We start from the raw sequence: 21,610 nt of genomic DNA, 5'->3' as shown, positions 1-21,610 counted from the left end.
AAATTGTGGGTCTTTTGGCGCGTCGTGGCGGCGCGTTATATAAAGCACACAGTCGGTTTGTCTATTATTGCTATAGGCTCTTACGTGCTCAATAGGCACTGAAAAAGTATCACCTTGGTTAAGCGTTAATACTTCATCACCTAAGTCGATTGTTACGCTTCCTTGATGAACAAATATAACCTCTTCTTCAAAGCGAATATGAGGCGCAACCTGTGCATCAGGTTGTAACTTTAACGCAGAAATATTAAAGCCATGAGGCCAATTTAGTTGTGTTTGAATACATGTTTTGGCGTTTAAATTACCGACTAATGGCGCTTCATATACGCCATCAAACTGGCTAAGGTACGAGCGTTTATTCCAGTTAAAGTTGCTGGCTTTAACCACTGTTTGTGCCAGCTCTTCATCGGTTATTACTCTGTGCTGCGCTATTTGCTCTTGGCTGGTCACGGCCATTGGCTTTACGCCGTCGGGAATGGTTTCATTTAACGTGGTATCTACTAAGCTGCCATTTTCTAGCAAAATTAGTCCGTATTCTTTTGCCATATCAAATACTTGCGGAGCCCAAAGTACTCTACCTGGGTTATCACTTCCAAGTACCGCATATAAATAGCCTACGCCGTCACCAACATTTTCAAACCCTCTAAATATATCCATCGGGATCGAAATAATATCGCCTTCATTTAAAATTACCTTGGCATCTTTACCGTCAACACCAGTGTAAAAAGCCCACGTACCACTGTGTACTACAAAAATTTCTTCAGTTAAATGGCTATGCTGCGAATTTAAACACCCTGCAGGTTGGCGCGCACCACCAATATTAAACCCATGAGGAATAGAAATATGCACATGTTGATTTGGGTTTTCGGCAACGCCTGGGCCAATAATTGTAAAGTTTTCTTTTTGATCGCTCCCCGGCGAGCGTGTATCAATAAAGGCATTTTTACACGCAATTAAATCATCGTATCGTACTAACCTATCTGCAAATACACTCATTACTCTCTCCTAAATTGGTTACTGTGCGGTCCAACCGCCATCAATTTTAATACTTGTACCTGTGATCATTGCCGAAAGGCCGCTTAGTAAAAACACACAAGCATTGGCAATATCATCGGTTTGGGCAATTTTTTTCAGTGGGATCATGTCGTAAACAAACTGCTTAAACGTCGCATCTTCTAGCATGGGTTTGGTCATTGGGGTTTCTACAAAGGTGGGGGCTACGGTGTTCACGCGCACATTTTTATCGGCAAGTTCAACCGCCATTGCTTTGCTCAACCCCTCTACCGCATGTTTGCTCATGCAATACAAAGTACGTTTAGGTGAACCTACAAACCCCATTTGCGACGACATATTAACCACCGCCCCAGCGCCAGAATTTATTAGCGCTGGCAGTGCCGCTTGGCTAATTTTGTAAACGCTGCGAATATTCATCGCAATTACGTCATCAATATTTTCATCTGTTTGCTCAAGCATTGGCGCAACCCGATTTATACCAGCGTTATTTAACAGCCCATCAAGTGTTTTTAGCGCCTTTAAACGCTCAAAAAAAGCATCGCTATTTATATCTAGCGGCCAAATTTCTATTTGCTCAGGCGCGTATTTCTGTAATGTTTGTAAATCACTGAGGGTACGTGCTACTGCAATAACTTGAGCCCCTGCATCTACGCATTTTTCTACGCATGCTTTACCAATACCTTTGCCTGCACCTGTCACTAAAATGGTTTTACCCACTAAAAGCGTTTTATCAAATCCCATTTGTTCACCTAAATTCTATATTGCATTCGAAGTCATTATTAATTAGAGTGCAGTTAGATGCAAGACATTATTTAACCAATACGTCTCATCAAATGTGTATATAACAACGACTCACTAAGGACACTAGCAATGATAAAGCATTTAAAAAAGGGTCAACCAATTGACTCAAAACAAAAACAAAATCAATCAGTAAGAGATATTGTAGAGAATATTTTAGCGCATGTTGAAACCGAAGGTGACGCAGCCATTCGTGAGTACTCTGAAAAGTTCGACAACTGGACTCCGGAGTCTTTCAAACTTTCAGAAGACGAAATTAAAGCCTGCTATACACAACTTGATGAGCAATTAATTAACGATATTAAGTGGGCGCAAAGCCAAGTACGTAATTTTGCACAAATACAACGTGACTCAATGAAAGACGTAGAGGTAGAAACTCTTCCGGGCGTAACCCTTGGTCATAAACATATCGCTATGGATAGCGTAGGCTGTTATGTGCCAGGTGGTAAATACCCGCTATTAGCCTCTGCGCACATGAGCGTATTAACCGCTAAAGTAGCGGGTGTTAAACGCGTAATAGCCATGGCTCCACCGTTTAATGGCAAGCCATCACCTGAAATTGTAGTCGCGATGGATATGGCCGGTGCTGATGAAATTTATTGTTTAGGCGGCGTGCAAGCGGTAGCTGCAATGGCAATTGGTACACAAACTATTGCGCCGGTAGATATGATAGTTGGCCCAGGTAACGCGTTTGTGGCCGAAGCAAAACGTCAGCTATTTGGCCGTGTTGGTATTGATTTATTTGCCGGGCCTACCGAAACCCTCGTTATTGCCGATGACAGTGTAGATGGCGAGCTATGTGCGGCAGATTTACTCGGCCAAGCAGAGCACGGCCCGACTTCACCGGCTATTTTACTTACCAACTCAGAGCAACTAGCTAAAGATACAATCGCTGAGGTGCAAAGGCAGCTTACTATTTTACCCACTGCCGATATTGCAGGCGTAGCATGGGAAGATCACGGTGAAGTAATTGTATGTGACACCTACGAAGAAATGCTGCAAGTTGCTAACGACTTAGCGTTTGAACACGTGCAAGTGATGACCAGCAATACCGATTACTTTAAAGAGAACATGCAAAACTTTGGCGCTTTATTTTTAGGTCCGCAAACTAATGTTTCGTATGGTGATAAATGTATTGGTACAAATCATACACTACCCACAGGTAAAGCTGCGCGCTATACTGGCGGACTATGGGTAGGAAAATTCATAAAAACATGTACTTTTCAGCAAGTAACAGAGCAAGCCTCGGTGGTTGTTGGTGAGTATTGTTCACGATTATGTGCTGCAGAAGGGTTCGCAGGCCACAAAGAACAAGCAGACATTCGTGTAAGACGATATAGGAAGTAAATCTTGAAGCAAAAAAGAGTCACCTCATACGATGTTGCCCGTGTAGCGGGCGTATCGCAATCGGCGGTATCACGTGTTTTTAGACCTGGTTTTAGTGTGTCTAAAAAAACCCGTGAAAAAGTAATCGCAACGGCCAATGAAATGGGCTATCGCCCGAATGCTATTGCCCGTATGTTGATCACCAAGCAATCGGGTATGGTTGCGGTTATATTGTCATCGCAAGCAAACCTGAATTACCCAGAGGTGCTTTCTGAGCTAAACAGAGAGCTGGCACTGCACAATAAACGTGTGCTGCTCTTTACACTTGATAACGCAGAAGAGCTAGATGAATTACTCGAAAACATATGGACCTTTCAGGTTGATGGTGTAATTGCCCTAGCTGCTCACTTTGATAGTAAAAGCTTAAACTTATTTGCTAAACACAGTACGCCTATTGTGCTTTATAACCGCCATGTGCCTGAGTCGAATGCAAACACCGTTTGCTGTAATCACGACAAAGGCATTAAACAGTTAATTGATTTATTACACGAAGCTAACCATAAATCGTATTTAATTATCTCCGGCCCTACCGACTCAGATGTTGCAAACGAGCGCAGAGAAATAGCCGAAAATTATTTACAAACCCTAGGCGTTAAAGACACGCCGGTTATTTATGGTGATTATGGGTATAAATCGGCACGCGACGCACTTAAAAAATGGTTAAAAAAATACCCCAAGCCCGATGCCATAATATGCAGTAATGACGCTATGGCAATTGGCGTAATTGATGAACTAAAAGAAAACTTTTGCATTAAAGTGCCCGACGACATGTCGGTTGTAGGATTTGATGGTATTAATGCCTCCTCGTGGTACAACTATCAAATAACCACAGTACAACAGCCAATGAAACAGCTTACTAAAGCCGCTGTTGATATTTTAATGGAGCGCATTGAAAACCCTCAAGCGGCTGCAGAAGTTCGGGTATTTACTGGTTCATTAATTGAAGGGAACTCTATTAAAAAACGTTAAATTAAGGAATTTTTGTGGCCAAAAATCCTGTTTATATTTTACCTGGTACACTGTGTAATGACCGCATGTTTGCAGCGCAAATTAACGCACTGCAAAATGCAGGTTATGCACCGTGTGTAATACCCTTAACCGAGCAATCTAGCATTTTGCAAATGGTAGAACTTTGCAAAAAAGTTGCACAAGAGCCGGGCCCATTTATAGGTTTTTCCATGGGCGGAATTGTTGCGCTTGCCCTGTTAAAATCAAACCCTGAGCTTGTTACCTCCTTGTGTTTAATGTCGAGCAATTATTTAGCCGATAAACCTGAGCGTCCTGCAATTAGACTCAAACAAATTGAACACGCCAAAAGCACCAGTTTAAAAGACCTGCTTAAACGTGACTTTTTGCCGCACTACTTTTACCAACCAAGTAAAGCCCATGAAGAGACCGTACTTAGCATGGCAAACGATCTGGGTATTAACGCCTTTAGCGCCCAGCTGAGTGCACTTGCCACCCGCGAAGATACGTTAAGCGTAATAAAGCAAAGTACAAAAAAACTACTCATTATTGGGGGCGAGCATGACCCGTTATGCCCGGCAAGTGTTCAGCAAAGTATGCATGAAGCAGCGCCTAATAGTGACCTTGTACTGCTTGGTCATTGCGCTCACTTTGCCCCGCTTGAGCGAAGTAATACGGTAAACGCAATTTTATTAGACTGGTTGGAGTCTTTATCATGAATTTAAAGCAAAAGTTAAATGCAAAACAGCTACTGCTAGGTACCTTTATTAAAAGCACGCATTATCATAATACAGAAGTATTGGCTCACACTAACCTTGATGTTCTGTGCCTTGATGCAGAGCATGCGCCCTTTGATAGAGGCGATTTAGATAGCTGCATAATGGCAGCACGTACTAAAAATATGCCCACGCTTATACGTGTTAGTAATACAGACCACGCCACTTTATTAAGTAGCTTAGATATAGGCGCAGATGGCCTTGTGCTGCCGCATATAAAAACCCCCGAACAAGCAAAAGCAATTATTAAAAACTGCTTTTATGGCAATAACGGCCGAGGCTATGCCGGTTCAAGCCGCTTTGCTGGTTACACAACCCATGCCCTAACCGATAACCTAGCAAGCAATAAGTCATCAACCTGTATTATTGCGCAAATAGAAGATGCCGATGCACTGGATAACATAGAGCAACTGTGCCAAATAGATGAAATAGACTGCATTTTTATAGGCCGTATGGATTTAACCATTTCCCTTGGCGAAACCAACCCAAGTGCCCCTATTGTACTTGAGGCAGTCACTAAAATAGCCAAGGCAGCGGCTAAATATAATAAATGCTGTGGCATGTTTGTAGGTAATTTGAGCGAGCTGAGCCATTGGCAATCATTAGGCGTGAGCTTTTATTTATTAGGCTCAGATCACAGCTTTTTATTAAGCGGCGCTAAGCAATTGCGAGAGCAATTTGAAACAGCAACAGGAGCCCAAAACAATGAACATTCATAATAAAAATAAAGCGTTAATACACGACTTTAGACAGGCCCTGTATAACTTTGATATAAACGCCTTGCATACACAAATTAATACCGTGTTTAGCGATGACGCGCTCATTCAGCTGTGTTACCCGTTTGAAACACTTGCCAACCCTAATGCACTTATTGAGCAAGTTTATTTACCGCTTAGCGAGGCATTTGTAGGCTTAGAGCGCCGCGATACAATCGTTATGGGAGGTAGCTCAATTAACGACTCAGACTGGGTAGGTTGTTGCGGGTATTATACCGGTTCGTTTGAAAAGCCATGGCTTGATATCCCCCCTACTGGGCACCAAGTCAGCATGCGTTTTCATGAGTTTTACCGTATTAAAAATAACAAAGTGGTAGAAGTACAAGCTATTTGGGATATTCCCGAAGTAATGATGCAAGCTAATGTATGGCCGCTTTCGGTGAGCTTAGGTAAAGAGTGGCATGTACCAGGCCCTGCAACGCAAGATGGATTAATCACAAACGCATACAATGAAGAGCACGCAGCACAAAGCTTAAAACTGGTGGGCGACATGTGTGAGCACCTTGGTTTTTATGCCAAAGGCGGTATAGAGGCCATGAAGCTTGAGCAATTTTGGCACCCGCACTGTAGCTGGTATGGGCCAAGTACCATAGGCACTGCACGAGGTATAAAAGGGTTTAGAAACTGGCATCAAATTCCGTTTTTAAATGCCCTGCCAAACCGAGTAGGTGATGCAAGTAAAGGCTATTTATTTGCCGATGAAAACTATGTTGGCTTTACCGCATGGCCGGGTATGAGCATGACTATTAGTAATGATGGTTGGTTAGGTATTGCGCCCGCAAATCAGCAAATAACCATGCGTAGTCTCGACTTTTGGCGCGCCGAGAATAACTTAATTCGCGAAAACTGGGTGCTGATAGATATTCTTGATGTGTACCATCAAATTGGGGTAGATGTATTCGCACGCATGAAAGAGCTTACCAAAGCGCGCTATTTAAACTTTGCGCCCTAGGGCGTATAAACAAAAAAAGCTCTGTTAAACAGAGCTTTTTTATTACTTAAATAGACTATGCGCCAGGGTTCGCAATACTTTGCGTGCGCTTTAAAATATCTAGACCTTGTTGTTTTAACCAATAAGGAATATCAATAATGACCCAGTTTTCTACTAATTTATCGCCCTCGCGGTGATACACATCCACCACGCGCATATCTGCTGGGGTATTAGCACCTGGTAGGCCTAAAAAGCCCCCAATGGCCGTGTTAGTTAGGTTAGGCCAGCCAAAAAAGCAGGCAAACTCATCTTCAGCAAAACGGCAAATATGGCCGTTAAATACTTTACCCGTTAACCCTTCTCTAAACGGATACATATGCTGCTGCTGATAACGCTTAATTGTGTAAGTTGCGCCAATGCCTGCTGGGCCATACCACACCATGTTTTCGTCCCAGGTTTTACCAAGCACTTCGGGCGGGCACGTATCAACGCCACTTTTATTAAGCGCGGTTAGGTTATCAATCATTTGATTTACCAGCGCCATTGTTTTTTCGCTTTGCTCGTCGCTACTTTTACCCAAACGAATACCATCGTGCGTACGTGGCCCAGGATACGTAAAATATTGCCCGGTTGAGAGCGGCAGCGGGTTTAAACCTACTTGCATCATAAGGCCAATAATATCGACAAAAAAACCGGTCTGAATTATTTTTCCGTCTTTAACACAGTTAAATTCGGCATAGCGCAAAGTGGCAAGCTTATGGGTTGGCGCAATACCTAGCCAATCTTTATCAAATAAGCCCATAAAATGGCCCATGCTCATCACCCACTGGCCACCGTCGGCTTCGCTTTGCCCTGCAATAAAAATATCCTCACGGCGCTGCAGCGCACTAAACGAGCTAAATAATGGCTGCCAAACTTGGGTAATTACATCATTCGCACACTCAAGCTCATTAAACGGGTGCACCCCTTTAAAGCTGTATTCATTGGCCATAAACTCATTAAATACGGCTTGTAAATCATTGCCTTGTGCTTTTTCTAATGCAGTATGAAATTGACGAACTAGTTGTTTATCTTTAAGTATATCTGCCATGATTATTCCTCATTGTTTGCGCAGTCAAATTAATGTCTTCAAACCGCCGTTAAACACACTTTAACAAAATGTATTGCATTTAAAGAGTAATTAAAAGCCTGTGAATAGTAAGTTATAAATTGCTTTAAAATAATACTAATGAGAATTGACTTCGAAGTCAAAGTGATTCATGATGATTCAAAATAAAAAATACAAATAGGCTCTCAAGCCCGTAAAACCTAATCTAACAGGATTAATTATGAATGATTTTGGATTGTTGAATTGGAGCATTCTCATCGGGTACATAATTGCCAACCTAATACTTGGGTTTGTAATTAGTAAAAAGATCAGTAGTGCTAACGACTTTTACATAGGTCGAAAAACAACACCTTGGTGGGCTATTGGTATATCGGTTGTTGCTACTTATGTAAGTGCGCTCACCTTTTTAGGTGCGCCAGCGTGGTCTTACAAAGAGGGGCTCTCGGTTATTGCCATACACCTTAACTACCCACTGGTTATTGTGGCGGTGGTGTGTTTGTTTTTTCCGTTTTTTTACAACGCGGGTGTAGCCTCTATTTACGAATACCAAGAGCGCCGCTTTGGTAAAAAGGCCCGCTTACTTATCTCTACTATTTGGTTAATATCGCAAACTATGGGTTCAGCCGCAGTGCTGTATGCAACCTCCTTAGTATTGGCCTTTATTATTGATATAAATGTTATAACTGCGATATTTTTAGTTACCATAATCGCCCTTATTTATACCATGCTAGGTGGCATAACCGCCGTTATATGGACCGATGTAATTCAGTCAGCCATCTTATTTATAGGGGCTGGTATTATTATGTATGCCCTTATTACCTCTATGGATGGTTCATTTAGCTCAACACTGAGCGAGCTAAAAAGCCAAGGTAAATTAGACCCACTTAATTTTTCGCTCAACTTTACCCAAGTAACTACCGTGTGGTCTGGCGTGCTGGCTATGTCGCTGTATCACATTACGGTGTATGGCACTAACCAAATGATGGTGCAACGCACCCTTGCCGCTAAAAATATTGGCGATGCTAAAAAATCCTACTTACTAATGGGCTTTATCGCGTTCTTTATTTACTTGTTTTTTATATTTATGGGCGTGCTGTTTTATAGCTACTACGGCGGGCGCACTTTTGAAAACGACAACTTAATTATTTTACAGTTTGCAGCTGATTATGGCTTACCAGGGTTAATGGGCATTATTGCCGCGGCGGTAATGGCAGCATCTATGTCGAGCCTCGACTCAGCACTTAACTCACTTTCAACCATAAGTACTATCGATTTTTATAAAAAGTACTTTGCGCCTGAAAAAAACGACGCTCACTATTTAAATGTTACTCGCTTATTTACGCTAGGTTGGGCGGTGATCATTATTATTCCGGCCATTATGTATCACCTATACAGCGAAGGCTCAATTTTAGAAATACTCACTAAAGTAGGCTCGTACTTTGTAGGTGCTCAGCTTGGCATGTTTGCCCTTGGGTTTTTCTCTAAGCACACCACCGAAAAAGGCTTATTAATAGGCACCTTAGTGTCGTTTATTACCGTTGCTGTGTGCGCACTGTTTACCGACATTGCATGGCCATGGTACTGCGCCATAGGGGCAATAACCTGCCTTGTATTTAGCATTGCGTTAAGTATTGCATTTGATGGCTATCAAGAGGATTACAACGAATACACCATTAAAGGTCAGTTAAAAGCATTTAAAAATGAAAAACGTCCAGAAAAAGAAAACGGCTGGTACTTAATTCCGGGTAAGTTTGACTCAATCAATTACTGGTTACTTGGCTTTTTTGTACTGAGCTTTGCCTCTCTCATGTTATTTGAATATTTTGTGTAAGGTGAAAAAATGAATATTTTAGAACAACTTTTCGAAAACTTCAGCGCTGCAGAATTGCCAAATCAAGCATTGCTTGCAGACTCCGTTCAATGGCAGGTAAGCCACCCTTTTGAGCCTATTAGCACAAAGCAAAATGTGATTAATGATTACTTTGGCGTACTTAAACATTCGTTACCTGACATAGAGCGCAAACCGTTTATCTCTATCCAGGGCGACTACAAAGGTGAGCAATGGGTGTGTGCAACAGGGTATTTTACCGGCACATTTACACAGCCTTTATTGGGTATTCCTGCCAGCGGCAAAAGTGTGTTTATTCGCTACAGCGAAATGGCGCAAATAGAAAACAACCAAGTGGTTAATGTTTACACATTTTTAGATTTAATTGATGTAATGAACCAAGTAGGCGTAAACCCATTACGCCCAAGCTTAGGTTACCCAGGTTTAGTTATGCCCCCCACCACACTTGATGGCGTACCAACAGGTGATAAAAACGAAACGCTTAGCAAAACCAACGAGCAACTTGTAGTTGATATGCTCACAGAGCTTGGCCGCTATGACGGTAAAGACTTATACAGCATTAATTTAGAAAAATACTGGCACCCAGACTTTATTTGGTATGGCCCAGCAGGCATTGGGACAACCCGCGGAATTAGCGGCTTTAGAGAGCACCATCAAGGGCCGTTTTTAAAAGGCTTTCCTGATCGCGGTATTAATAAAACACTGTGTTTAGTAAGTCACGATAACTTTGTTGCTACCGGCGGCTGGCCTCACATGTATGGCACCCATACCGGTGAAGACTGGTTAGGTTTACCGCCTTCTGGCAATAAGCTGTTCCCGCGTGTCATGGACTTTTGGCGCTGCGAAAACGGCATATTAAAAGAAAACTGGGTCGCTATTGATATCCCTCATTTATTAAATGGAATGGGCATTGATATTTTTGAGCAAATGCAACGCAAAATAGCCGCAGCTAATTAAGAGGTGAGCATGAACAAACACAATAATATGACCCAACCTTACTGGCTGCCGTTATCGAGCGTGTTAAACCCGCAAGGTAACAAACAACAGCCTTTAATCGGTTTTGATGACGAGTTTGTTGATATCGTTGATTACATTTTACGCATAACGCACCGTATTTGGGAGCAAAAAAACATTGGCTTATGCTATCGCTATTACGCCGATGTATGCCCTGTTTTTACCCTTGGCGCCTATGGCGAAAACATAGAAGATGTTATTCAAGGCACCCTTAAAACTATTGCCGCCTTCCCCGACAGGAGCCTAATTGGCGAAAACGTGGTGTTTTCAGAAGAAGCCAACGAGCACTATTACTCATCACATTTAATTAGCAGTGTAATGACCAACACAGGTAACTCTGAGTTTGGCCCAGCAACACATAAAACAGGGCGTGTTACAACCATTGCCGACTGCGTATGCTTTGAAAACAAAATAGTTAAAGAGTGGCTAGTGCGCGACAACGGCTTTTTAGTTAAGCAGCTTGGCTTAAACATTTTTAATGTAGCCAAACACATGGCAAACATTCCGAGTAAAGAAAAACACACGCAGTGGCTAAACGATGAATTTAACCGTGTAATTGCCATAGATCACCGCGTTGCAAGTACGCCCATTGTAGAGGGTGAGCTTGCGGCATTTGCCCACACTTGGTTAGACACGCTATTTAATCAAAAACAGTTTGCTAAAGTACACGAATTTTACAGTTTAACGGCAACACAACAATGGCCTAGCGGCAGAATGGCCACCGGACTTGCACAAATTAATGGCGTATTTATACAATTTTTTGCAACCTGCCCCGACGCCAAATTAACGATTGATCATATAGCTATTACCCCATTTGACGAAACCACGACTGATGTAGCGATACGTTGGTCGCTAGCAGGCCACTTTAATCCGCAAAATAGCGAGCTAAGTGAGCTTAAACAGCAGCCTTACTTTATTTTAGGCGCATCGCATTTGCGTATTAAAAACAAAAAAATCATCGAAGAGATCACCGTTTTTGATGAAGTAGCACTTTATGCAAACTTATTTAAAGCACATGCATTAGTCAACAAATCACAGTGGGAGGAAAATGCATGATCAACGCTATTATCGATTTATACACTAAAGCCGACATTGAAGGTCTAAGCAGCAAGTTGCTTCGCAGTAGCCGTTGGCAGCAGCACCACTTTACCGCCATGGGTGCTTTGCAGGCGCAGCCTTTGTGGCTTAGCTTTTTAGCTCAATATGGTGTGTCTGAGTGTGTATCGCACACTCATAGTGTAGGCGCAGAACGTGAAACCCTACAGCTGGTTTTACAGCCTAAAAAGCTTAAAAATCCAGTGCGTTTAACGTTTGTAATAAAACACAACGGGACTTTTATTAAGTCAGTAAAATGTGTGGTTGATACGTTGTCGCTAGCGAATAACGAGTATGTAAATACAACGGTAAATAACAGCTCGGTTATTCCTAAACTACCAAAAAGTGACCCGATCATTGTTAGCGATTTAGATAACCAGCTGCACCCTACTACTTTTCATGCAACCCCCAGCGCTATTTGCGAGCTGCCCTCTCACACTGCTCGTACTTTAGATAACTGGTGGCAAATTTGGCAAACTAATAACTTGGCTCAGTTTGAAACCCTTTATACTCCAAGCGCTACGGCTGTACTTGCAGGTAACACACAGCCACAACCTATTAGCGCGCTGCTTGATTGCCACTTAGATTTTACGCAATCGCTAAGCAGACGCTATGCTCAGCTAGAAACCGTTGAGTATGACAGTACGCAAAACCAAGCCACCCTATGCTGGACTCTCGATGGCAGCTTTAATGCTAAAAACGTACGTGTACGTCAGCAAATAATTAGCGTTATTAGCATCAGCGATAATCAAATAACCCACGAAGTAATGCAATTCGACACGCTGGCACTTAACCAGCAGTTTGCATTATAAGGTCACCTTTTCCACTTCCCTTGAAGCGCTCACTGAGCGCTTTTTTTATAAATGGTCTTTTAGCAACCTGTAATCATACTTAAGCAATTTTCACCTTGTTAATGACTCGCTTTTATAACTCAAAATAGCTCACTTAATTAAGCGAGTGGGTATTACTTATCTAAAAAAATAACGCTTTAAAATAGTTAAAGGCAGTAAATAAAGTATCAGCCTCGCCTTACTAAAGCCCGAGTATGCAACCAACCGCCAAGCCCCCCACATTGTAAGTTACGCACTTATGGCTTAAATACACGTATGCATTTAGCAAACTTAAATGAAGGTCAGGTAAGAGGCGTTAAGCTTACAATCTAAAGCCAATAAAAGCGCACTCAATAAATGCCAGTAAAGGTGGGGGAAATACAATAGTAAGGTTAAATAGCAGCTAACAGGAGCTAACTAACAAGCTTAAAATAAAAAAAGCCAGCTAATAAATAGCTGGCTGAAAGTAATGACCGTATCGGCCATTTTAGGAAATTCTAAAACTGATATTTTAAGCTTGCGCCCCACGTACGTGGGTTGTTCCAGTTAGCTTGTACTGAGTTTGCAGGTAAGCCATCAACAATTTGTGAGTGCACTACACCACGGGTTAAAATCGCTTTATCACCAATGTTTTTAACGTACGCTTCTACTTGCACACTGTCGTTAATGTACCAAGTTAAACGTGCATCAGCCATTAAGTGCGCATCTACTTGCACCTCTGGGATGTTCGTATCAAACGCGTAGTAATCGTCTAAGTAATTTAGTTGAATGTACGGTACTAAGTACGAATCCCCCCCTAAGCTAAACTCATAACGAGCTGAAAAACCAACACTGTACTTAGGCGCCATAGCGGGGCTCCAGCCTTCAAAACTAAACTGACTAGAGCTGTCGTTTATATCTTGGCGACCTTCTAAGTTACCTAATGCTAATAATGGGCGAAGCTGCTCATTACCTACCGCATAACCATCAGCAAATTCGCTATCAAGCAGAGATAAGGTACCGGTTAGTGTTAGGTTATCAATTGGCACCCATTGAATATCAGCTTCTAGGCCCACAGTTTCTACATCGCCGCCGTTTTCGTAGTATTCAAAGGTGGTAGCAGTACCTGCTGCAACACACTCTAAAACAGTATCGCCAGTGGTCGTATCGTTACATGAGGTTGCAAATAACTGTGCTTTTACATCTTCGTATTCGTTCATAAATACCGAAAGATTTAAACGCATTGCGCCATCAAGCAAATAGCTTTTCATACCCATTTCGTAAGAGATAACATCTTCGTTATCGTAAAGTGGGTCAGCACCGCGAGCTACAACGCGCGAATCGTTTGCGCCACCGGTTCTGTAGCCTGTCGCTACACTTGCATACACCATAATATCGTTATTAATGTCGTACTCAGCAGCCGCTTTATAAAGTAGCGCTGAGTCATCCCAATCTGGTATTGTATCGCCGGTAAATGTTTTGTCGTCTTGGTTTACACGCAAGCCACCTACCACGCGCAAATCTTCTGTTACTTGGTAGCGTAATTGCCCATACGCCGCAATAGATTTTGCCGTATGCGGGTCGTAATCCGGGTTCCCCCATGAAGGCACTACAACAGAGTCTGATACACCATCGCCTGTGGTATCTGCATGCGATAACCAGCTCCAATCTGCTTCTTGGTCAAAGTAGTAAAGGCCACCAATCCACGAAAAATCACCTTCATCGTTAGATGAAAATTGCAGCTCAGATGAGAGTGTTTTTTGGTCATCCTCACGGCCAAAACCACCTACAAAATCAATGCCACCGTCGCTGTAGTCGTTATCGTAATATTGCTTACCACTAAGCGTTGAGTAGTTAGTGGTCCATTTAATATCAGCAAAGTCGGTATACCATTCAAGTGCTAATGTGGTCGAAAAGCTTTCTTGCTTATCAAGTGAAAAACCATTGCGGTAAACATCATACGGACCAAGGTCTTCGTGCTGTGCATCACTTGGCTGATAAATATGCCCCTCGGTTATTGTAGGCGTAGTGTTAAATACACCCGACCCCGGCGAGGTTTCTTCAATTTGGTAGCCCGCTATTTGTTGGTAACCCCAAATAGCTTCTGAGTTAGAGTCTTTACGCGAGTAATCAAAGCGTACTGTGGCATTAAACTTTTCGTTTGGCTCCCACTTAGTAACGTTACGCATATAAAACTGGTTTTTCTCGCGCAAGTCATCTGAAGGGCCTGGAACAACTAAATTATTGATATAACCATCGTGACGATCAGAGGCCACTACAAAACGGGTTGCCACGGTGTCGCTTACTGGAATATTTATAATTCCTTCGTAAGCGCTGCGGTTATAACTGCCTGTTTCAACTTTTATACTCCCCAGTAAATCGTCAAAAACAGGTTGATTAGTAATAATATTAATACTGCCCGCAAACGTGTTTCGGCCATATAACGTACCTTGCGGCCCGCGTAATACCTCAATGCGTTGAACATCCACCAGCGCGCCTAAGCCCGATGAGGTAGTCGGCACATAAATACCATCTTGAAATATACCTACAATTTGCTCAGCAATACCGGTGCCTGCTACACCTACTTCGTTGGTGCGAGCGCCACGCATAGCGGGTCTAACTTCACCACCCGAAGAGCCCATACGTAAGCCTGGTACCACTTGTTCAAGACCCGTAACATCAATAATACCAGCACGGGCAATGTCCCCTTCCCCTAATGCTGTTATTGATGATGATACTTCCTGTAGGTCTTGTGAGCGACGGTTTGCCGTTACCGCTATACGCTCTATCGCGGGCTCTGCGGTTTGTTCTTGTGCTTGTGCTTGTTCTGGCTCTTGCGCAGCGTGTGCGTTCATTGTGGTTGCTGCAATAGCGGTGGTTACAGCAAAGTGAACGAGAGTCCGTGTAAATTTAGCTTTCATTATAGTTATTCTCCCCAGTATAAAACGTATTTAGTTCTCCCCAAACCTACATTTTCAATTATTACAGTAAACAAGTTGTATCAATTGAAAATGCATGGATCTAAAATAGACTTCGAAGTCAAAAAGATCAACAACTTTTTGCTCGAATAATAACCTTATCGAAATTAACCTAAATAAAACAATATATTAAAATTAAAATAAAGTGATTTCGAAACACAAAAAAAGCCAGTAATAATTTATTACTGGCTCTATGTAAGCGATTGTTTAATTTAAAATTTCAATGCTATATTTTAGCAAAATGCACAAACTTACACTTTTACTTAAACCTTAAAATACATTATTGAAAAATGCCTAAAAGTTATAGCCTACCCTTACACCATAAGTGCGAGGATTAGCATAATCGGCCGCAGCCACATTACCACCAAAGCGGACTGTCCTAAGTAGTATAAGCTCATCTCCTGCGTTTTGAACATACGCACGTACAGACCACTCATTATCTGCCGAATACCATGCAAGGCTAGCATCGTACTTTTGGTAGCTTTCTTGAGTACCAAATGAAAAAGGCAAATCGTTGGTTGTATACGAATCCGATAATTGAATACTGGTAGCAGGCACTACGCGGCCTTTATCACCTAAATCAAACTCATAACTGGCCAATAGTGTAATATTGTATTTAGGGCTTAGCTGCACGTCATTACCATCTAGTTGCAGTAAGTTATCTACGCCATTAATGGTCTCTCCACCCTCTTCAAATACATTTGGCGTAACAAAGTCGCCATACGTTGAGTCTGTAAACGCGGCGCGTGCCCCTAGGCGCAATGCATCACTTGCCTGCCAATCAATTTCTAACTCAAGACCTGCAGCATCAATTTCCCCGGCATTACCAAAAAACGACACCGCCGTACCACCCACGTTTTGAAAACGAGTAGAAAGTAGGTCCTCGTACTGGTTGTAATATAAAGAAGCGTTAAATCTTAATGAATTATCAAGCAGCATGCTTTTAAAGCCAAGCTCGTAAGCCGTTACTGTTTGCTCATCGTAGCTATCTTCGCCATTAAAAGCGCCCTGTGCGTTACCCGCTAAAAAGCCCGTAGAAACTGTAGCATAAAGCAGTTGAGAACTTGCTAAATCGTGCTCAAGACCTAGCTTCCACGTTACTTTACTCCAATCATCGTCTGCGTTATCAACCTCAAGTACAGAAAAATCGAGCGTGCTTAAGTTATCTGGGTTTTGGCCGTAAATATCCCACTCACGGCTGTCATTTGTATACCTAATGCCGGCTATACCGCGTGTATCATCATTAAATGTGTAATTACCTTGAAAGTAGGCCGCAGCTGATCTTGTTTCTAACTGAATTTGATTTAACCACGACGCGTACTGAAATTCTTGGGGTTGCGTTGTATCTGGCACATTATCAACCACAGCGCCATAGCTGCCATTTAAAAATGCGTTGTCTAAATCTTCTGAAAGCAAATAAATACCCGCTACCCATTCAAAGTCGCTTTCATACGTTGATCTAACCTGCACTTCTAACGAGTTTGTTTTTGATTCAATCGCATTGCCATCAACCGTGGTTGCATAAGTCGAAAAATCACCATCAGTAAGGCGCGTTTCTTCGTAATCCATTGAGGCTGCAATCACTTTCAAATCTACCGACTCTAATGACCAGTTAAGCTCTGCACTAATGCTTACATCACTTACATCACGCGATGGTTTATAGTCAAACTGCTGAGTAAATGGGTCTGACGATACCGCCTGTGCGGTATCAAGCCCTGGTGTTGCAGCGTTATCTAAACCTGCGCCAAAGCGGCCACAATTACTGCCACACACATCGTCACGACCAATTCGCTCAGTTAATGGTGCCGACAAACTTGTTTTACCCGTTGCAGGATTTATAGGAACGCCTAAAATATGGTAGCCAAAAGCACCGCCGCCATTTGATTCATCCTGCCACGTTTCTACTTTTACATTTAAATTTATATCGTCGTTAATTTCAGTAAAAACTTGGCCACGTAAAAAATACATATCAGCATCTTTTAAGCCTGCATCTTCATTAAATGTATTTTCAACGTAGGGATCTCTTATTTCTCGAACGCCAGTAAATCGCACCGCGGTATCATCAGTAAGCGCTGCATTAAAAAAGCCCTCACCACGTAAATGACCATAATTCCCAAATGTAACGGCCATACCGCCTTCGGTAATATCTAGCTCTGGTTTTTTAGCTATCACATCAATCGCACCACCAAATGAGTTACGACCAAACAATGTACCTTGTGGCCCGCGTAATACTTCAACACGCTCTAAATCAACAAACCCAGCAAGCGCCTGCCCGTGACGTGGGCGATAAACACCGTTAGAATAAAACGCGATGGCAACATCGTTAGCCTCTACTTGCTCTGTTCTAGCACCGCGCATAGCTGGGCGAGCATCACTGCCCGACACACCCGACTTTAACCCTGGCGCTAAGCTATCAAGGTTTAAGATATCAGTAACGCCATTTTCTAGTAAATCTTTAGCAGATACAGCGGTCACAGCCAACGGCACTGATTGAATACTTTTAACACGCTTAGTAGAGGTAACCGAAATAACCTCCAACTCTTTGTTAGGGTTTAACTTTGCCTCTTGCGAGTATACCGAGGCTGAGCCCAATATCGCCGTGTTTACTGCAGCAAAAATAAGTGTTTTACGTAAAATATGTGCGGCCATGAGATTAATTCTCCACCTGTTGATATAAGTTATTTTATTAAGCATTTAAGGGCTAAATAACCCGCAACCGAATTTTAAGTATTTATAATGATTAAAAGCGCGATTTAAATGCCTATTTTTTCGACTTATAAAAACTATCGCTTTTTGCATTCGAATGCAATAAAGATTATGTAAAAGTTTTACATGTTCATAACACTAAAAACGAAGCAGCGTATTTAAACAAAAATAAACCCTTTAAAATTATAAAGTTATTTTTAAGGTTTATTCTTTAAAGCACTGGTTTGATCTGTTTAATTTAACAATAACAACCAAAGAAAGAAGTATGGTAGAGAAAATACAGATTAAAAGACTTCGAAGTCCAAGGAGGGGTAATCACATTTAAAGTAGGCACCTAACCGACTAATAATTAAGTGCCCACTGTCACTAAAAGTTAAAGCGTATGGCTGAAATATAATTACATGTAAAATAGCAACAGCTAATAACTATTCTCATAATTAGTTTTGTGTCTTTTTGCTTAAGTTTTCAATTAAGTCTTGTGCGCTATAGCTGTTGTCGCTGGGTTTAATACCTTTGCCCATTTTAATGTCAATCAGGGTGTGTACTTCTTTTCGTTTATCATTGTTGCTCACTTGTACGCCTACGCTATTGCTCGGGCGTACGCGTGTTTCGCAGGTTAATAAACCGCAGTTTCGCTCATATTGCTGGCTGTGTGATGCACTAATAGATGACGCGGGCGCTTGCGATTTAGACTCAACAAAGGTTTCTTTATTTGTTACAACAAACCAGTCCTAGCCTTGCGCTTGGGTAAGTTCAGCCGCGCGTAACAATGCATAGTCACCGGCATCGGCTACATTGTTTGACACACTTTTAAACTCGACGCGGTATTGATCGTCACTAATTTTTTGCTCGCTATAACCTTGTGAGCCATTATTAGCTGGGCGGTAGTCTGGTTTAGATGCGCAACCCGCCATAAGTAAAATACTGATAATTAAAATAGATGTTTTCATTATTCACCTCGTTTTATAAAAACTATTATTGGTTTAACTGCCACTTTGCACTAATTGCTTGCTGCTCTTGCGCTCTATCTAGTGGTGCGCCGCTGATCATGCTATCTATAACAGCATCTAACTCACTGTTATTAGACGCCGTTTGATATTGCGCGCCATTATCACTTTGCTGCGCGGCTGTTTGCGCTTTAATTTGCCAACCGCTTTGCGTTTTACAAGCAATGCTTGTTTGCGTGGTATTGTTTGAGCTTAGCGCATACTGCCTACAAAGCTCACCTTGCTGATTTTTAAAGCTAAGCTGCGCGCTAAATACTGAGCCATCACTTTGCTTATACTCACCACTACTTAGCTGTGTATTAAGTGCTGATGCTATGTTACTGGCTACTAAATTTTGCGACTCATTGGGTTGTAAATAACTAGTCATTGCAATACCAAATACCACGGCAACGCTTGCAGCTATTGCTAAGCTTTTATTAGCCGACTGCTTAACCCTTTGCCAAGGCGTTAACGTTACTACATTGCTATTTAACGTGTTTTTTGTCGTTGCTGTATCAAGCTTTGCAACCGTTTTAGCTAATGAGTCACTAAGGGGTGCGTCATCAATACTTGTTGCGTGCTCTTTTACTCGCATGTCTACTTCGCTTAGCTCTGCAAGTCGCATTACTAGTTCATCATCGGTTTCAAGGGCTTTGCGCACTTGCTCCATTTCGTGCTCGCTTAGCTCTGAGTCTAAAAAGGCGCTAAGTGTTTCGTCGTTAATGTTCATACTTGCTCCTTTTTAAAGTCGGGTTTTATTAAGTTATAAAGTGTACTGCGTGCTCGCGATAATTTACTCATTACACTGCCTATAGGTATATCGAGTGTATGTGCTACTTCTTTATAGGCCATGCCCTGCACTGCCACTAGCGATACAATTGCGCGTTGCTCTTCGGGTAATTGCCCAAGTGCTGTATTTACATTTTTAAGCATTTGTTTGTTTTCGAGTGTTTGATGCTCATTACTTGTAATTGGCTCTGGTAAAACATCGGCCTGGGCCGTATTTTGCCTTACCTTGCGTGAGCGGTATTCGTCTATCCACACATTGCGGCAAATTTTAAACGCCCATTTAGCAGGCTTAACGTCATCCGGAATGCCTTTTACTAATAGTTTTTCAATTGTTATTTGCACTACATCGTCTGCATCTGCTTTACTACCCGTTAGCGAATAGGCAAAACGCCTAAGCATGGGCAATAAGGTTTTTAGAGTTTCGTTCATTGATTTTTACCCCTTTTATAAAGAAGACGATTCAAAAAAACATTTATTCCCAAATAATCAAAATAATTTGAATAATGAAATATTTCTATGTGTTAAACGTTAACTACAAGCATGGTAAATTTAATAGAAGTAACCCACTATGAATATTAAAAACACACGCGTTAAACACATAATAGCCACTTCGCTTTGCATATTTAGCGCAACGAGCTCAGCCAATATAGTAAGCGTCGATCAAGTGCTTGAGCAGCTAAACCCAATAGAGCAGCGTATTGAGCAAACTATAGAGCGCGCACAACGCCTGCCGCTTCCGGTGCCTGTACCACAAGTTTCGATTGATGAACTAAAAGCGCAAATTAGTGAGCCAATTAGCAGCTTACCCAATGTGCTTAACATTAATATAAATAGCCAAAACACCGCATTTGTTGAAGTAGAGCTAGAAAACGGCTTTAGAGCAATAGAGCGCCAATGGTTATTAATGGCAAATAGCCAACAAGTTAATACCCTAAAGCAGCAAAATGTAACCATTGTATCGGTAAAAAATTACAACGCACTTAACATGAGTTTAGTGCGTTTTAACGCCCCCCAAGGTGTTAATTTTAAAAGTGAGTTATTAAAAGCACTTAACTTAGATGAGTCTGCAATACTTGACCGAAACCACATATACCAGGCGCAAACTGGCGAGCCTACCGAAAAAGTAACACCAAATAACTCTATTGCCCCCTACTGCACACAAAGCGTAAAAATTGGCATGATCGACAGCGCCATTAATACCAAACACAGTGCTTTTGAAGGTGCAAATATCACTACGCAAAGCTTTTTACCACAAGGGTTAAGCTCGCCAAATTTACACGGCACCGCCATTGCAGGGCTAATTACAGGTAAAGGCGCAAAACTTAACCCGCTTTTAGGCAGTGCCATGCTTTACAGTGCCGAGGTGTTTTATAGGCAATCTGAATATGCACAAGGGGCTACATTATTTGCCATAGTAGAAGCACTTAACTGGCTAGTCAGTAATAAAATACCCGTTATAAATATGAGCCTAACAGGGCCAAATAACGCAGTTTTAGAAGCAAGTATTACTGCCGCAATAAAACAAAACGTGTTAATTGTAGCTGCTGCAGGTAACCAAGGGCCGGCGTCGCAGCCGTTATACCCAGGTGCGTATAAAAGCGTGATAGCGGTAAGTGCTATTGATGCAAATAA

At 42.0% G+C, this 21,610-nt stretch carries 17 protein-coding genes and 1 pseudogene; 10 read left to right on the top strand and 8 right to left on the bottom strand.

Translation table 11 applies throughout. The features are described 5' to 3' along the window. Positions 1–993: cupin domain-containing protein (locus B2R65_RS16815; protein ID WP_286744575.1), on the bottom strand; the 993-nt coding region annotated here is incomplete at its 3' end. Between the two features lie 18 nt (positions 994–1,011). Beyond that, positions 1,012–1,752, bottom strand: a complete 741-nt coding sequence (locus B2R65_RS16810; protein WP_024033718.1) for an SDR family NAD(P)-dependent oxidoreductase — start codon at positions 1,750–1,752, stop codon at positions 1,012–1,014. 129 nt (positions 1,753–1,881) lie between these two features. Between B2R65_RS16810 and hisD the strand changes: the two genes are divergently transcribed. Genes hisD through B2R65_RS16785 form a run of 5 tightly spaced genes read left to right on the top strand, consistent with a single transcriptional unit; the run spans position 1,882 to position 6,665 of the window. Continuing rightward, a complete protein-coding gene (gene hisD / locus B2R65_RS16805; RefSeq protein ID WP_024033719.1) occupies positions 1,882–3,156 on the top strand; it encodes a histidinol dehydrogenase in 1,275 nt (424 codons plus the stop codon). Next, on the top strand, positions 3,157–4,164 hold the full coding sequence (locus B2R65_RS16800; protein ID WP_286744578.1) for a LacI family DNA-binding transcriptional regulator: 1,008 nt from the start codon (positions 3,157–3,159) through the stop codon (positions 4,162–4,164). 14 nt (positions 4,165–4,178) lie between these two features. Next, positions 4,179–4,880: an alpha/beta fold hydrolase gene (locus B2R65_RS16795; protein WP_286744573.1), complete on the top strand. Its 702-nt coding sequence runs from the start codon at positions 4,179–4,181 to the stop codon at positions 4,878–4,880. Beyond that, the gene (locus B2R65_RS16790; protein WP_029772148.1) at positions 4,877–5,656 is read left to right on the top strand and encodes an HpcH/HpaI aldolase family protein; all 780 of its coding nucleotides are present in this window, start codon (positions 4,877–4,879) and stop codon (positions 5,654–5,656) included. The genes B2R65_RS16795 and B2R65_RS16790 overlap by 4 nt, the downstream gene beginning before the upstream one ends. Then, on the top strand, positions 5,643–6,665 hold the full coding sequence (locus tag B2R65_RS16785; protein ID WP_286744568.1) for an ester cyclase: 1,023 nt from the start codon (positions 5,643–5,645) through the stop codon (positions 6,663–6,665). The genes B2R65_RS16790 and B2R65_RS16785 overlap by 14 nt, the downstream gene beginning before the upstream one ends. Positions 6,666–6,720: 55 nt before the next feature. On the opposite strand, the gene B2R65_RS16780 is transcribed toward B2R65_RS16785, so the two are convergent. Next, a complete protein-coding gene (locus B2R65_RS16780; RefSeq protein WP_286744565.1) occupies positions 6,721–7,734 on the bottom strand; it encodes a nuclear transport factor 2 family protein in 1,014 nt (337 codons plus the stop codon). Between the two features lie 238 nt (positions 7,735–7,972). Here B2R65_RS16780 and B2R65_RS16775 point away from each other — a divergent pair, with 238 nt between their 5' ends. From B2R65_RS16775 to B2R65_RS16760, 4 genes are read left to right on the top strand one after another with little or no spacing between them, the layout of a single operon-like run. Further along, positions 7,973–9,583 carry a sodium:solute symporter family transporter gene (locus B2R65_RS16775; RefSeq protein ID WP_286744563.1) on the top strand — a complete coding sequence of 537 codons (1,611 nt, stop codon included), beginning with the start codon at positions 7,973–7,975 and terminating at the stop codon, positions 9,581–9,583. A 9-nt stretch (positions 9,584–9,592) separates the two neighbouring features. Continuing rightward, positions 9,593–10,558, top strand: coding sequence for a nuclear transport factor 2 family protein (locus B2R65_RS16770; RefSeq protein ID WP_121637231.1), 966 nt, complete (start codon positions 9,593–9,595; stop codon positions 10,556–10,558). A gap of 9 nt (positions 10,559–10,567) precedes the next feature. Beyond that, complete coding sequence (locus B2R65_RS16765) at positions 10,568–11,671, top strand: ester cyclase (protein WP_286744558.1); 1,104 nt, start codon at positions 10,568–10,570, stop codon at positions 11,669–11,671. Then, the gene (locus B2R65_RS16760) at positions 11,668–12,522 is read left to right on the top strand and encodes a nuclear transport factor 2 family protein (protein ID WP_096739884.1); all 855 of its coding nucleotides are present in this window, start codon (positions 11,668–11,670) and stop codon (positions 12,520–12,522) included. Before B2R65_RS16765 ends, B2R65_RS16760 begins: the two co-directional genes overlap by 4 nt. Before the next feature lie 515 nt (positions 12,523–13,037). On the opposite strand, the gene B2R65_RS16755 is transcribed toward B2R65_RS16760, so the two are convergent. The 5 genes and pseudogenes from B2R65_RS16755 to B2R65_RS16730 form a co-directional block, all read right to left on the bottom strand. Next, positions 13,038–15,440 (bottom strand): TonB-dependent receptor, encoded by a 2,403-nt coding sequence (locus tag B2R65_RS16755; RefSeq protein WP_286744554.1) that lies wholly within the window; start codon positions 15,438–15,440, stop codon positions 13,038–13,040. 351 nt (positions 15,441–15,791) lie between these two features. Next, entirely contained in the window at positions 15,792–18,146 is a 2,355-nt protein-coding gene (locus B2R65_RS16750; RefSeq protein ID WP_286744552.1) for a TonB-dependent receptor, read from the bottom strand. Between the two features lie 494 nt (positions 18,147–18,640). Continuing rightward, a pseudogene (locus B2R65_RS19535) lies at positions 18,641–19,153 on the bottom strand (CC0125/CC1285 family lipoprotein). A gap of 25 nt (positions 19,154–19,178) precedes the next feature. After that, positions 19,179–19,919, bottom strand: coding sequence for an anti-sigma factor family protein (locus tag B2R65_RS16735; protein ID WP_121637227.1), 741 nt, complete (start codon positions 19,917–19,919; stop codon positions 19,179–19,181). Further along, positions 19,916–20,407 carry an RNA polymerase sigma factor gene (locus tag B2R65_RS16730; protein ID WP_121637226.1) on the bottom strand — a complete coding sequence of 164 codons (492 nt, stop codon included), beginning with the start codon at positions 20,405–20,407 and terminating at the stop codon, positions 19,916–19,918. Before B2R65_RS16730 ends, B2R65_RS16735 begins: the two co-directional genes overlap by 4 nt. Before the next feature lie 139 nt (positions 20,408–20,546). Here B2R65_RS16730 and B2R65_RS16725 point away from each other — a divergent pair. Further along, positions 20,547–21,610 (top strand): S8 family serine peptidase (locus tag B2R65_RS16725; protein ID WP_286744545.1); only part of this gene is annotated, 1,064 nt, incomplete at its 3' end.

Source organism: Pseudoalteromonas sp. UBA2102 (assembly GCF_002331165.1).
Lineage (GTDB): Bacteria > Pseudomonadota > Gammaproteobacteria > Enterobacterales > Alteromonadaceae > Pseudoalteromonas > Pseudoalteromonas atlantica.
The sequence above is the reverse complement of the archived record's forward strand: the minus strand, read 5'-3'. Positions and strand labels throughout refer to the sequence as shown.

What these genes read in the sequence shown, in the direction of transcription:
- B2R65_RS16810 (WP_024033718.1), bottom strand. Translation starts at nt 1,752, where the DNA reads ATGGGATTTGATAAAACGCTTTTAGTGGGTAAAACCATTTTAGTGACA.
- hisD (WP_024033719.1), top strand. Translation starts at nt 1,882, where the DNA reads ATGATAAAGCATTTAAAAAAGGGTCAACCAATTGACTCAAAACAAAAA.
- B2R65_RS16790 (WP_029772148.1), top strand. Translation starts at nt 4,877, where the DNA reads ATGAATTTAAAGCAAAAGTTAAATGCAAAACAGCTACTGCTAGGTACC.
- B2R65_RS16785 (WP_286744568.1), top strand. Translation starts at nt 5,643, where the DNA reads ATGAACATTCATAATAAAAATAAAGCGTTAATACACGACTTTAGACAG.
- B2R65_RS16780 (WP_286744565.1), bottom strand. Translation starts at nt 7,734, where the DNA reads ATGGCAGATATACTTAAAGATAAACAACTAGTTCGTCAATTTCATACT.
- B2R65_RS16775 (WP_286744563.1), top strand. Translation starts at nt 7,973, where the DNA reads ATGAATGATTTTGGATTGTTGAATTGGAGCATTCTCATCGGGTACATA.
- B2R65_RS16770 (WP_121637231.1), top strand. Translation starts at nt 9,593, where the DNA reads ATGAATATTTTAGAACAACTTTTCGAAAACTTCAGCGCTGCAGAATTG.
- B2R65_RS16765 (WP_286744558.1), top strand. Translation starts at nt 10,568, where the DNA reads ATGAACAAACACAATAATATGACCCAACCTTACTGGCTGCCGTTATCG.
- B2R65_RS16760 (WP_096739884.1), top strand. Translation starts at nt 11,668, where the DNA reads ATGATCAACGCTATTATCGATTTATACACTAAAGCCGACATTGAAGGT.
- B2R65_RS16755 (WP_286744554.1), bottom strand. Translation starts at nt 15,440, where the DNA reads ATGAAAGCTAAATTTACACGGACTCTCGTTCACTTTGCTGTAACCACC.
- B2R65_RS16750 (WP_286744552.1), bottom strand. Translation starts at nt 18,146, where the DNA reads ATGGCCGCACATATTTTACGTAAAACACTTATTTTTGCTGCAGTAAAC.
- B2R65_RS16735 (WP_121637227.1), bottom strand. Translation starts at nt 19,919, where the DNA reads ATGAACATTAACGACGAAACACTTAGCGCCTTTTTAGACTCAGAGCTA.
- B2R65_RS16730 (WP_121637226.1), bottom strand. Translation starts at nt 20,407, where the DNA reads ATGAACGAAACTCTAAAAACCTTATTGCCCATGCTTAGGCGTTTTGCC.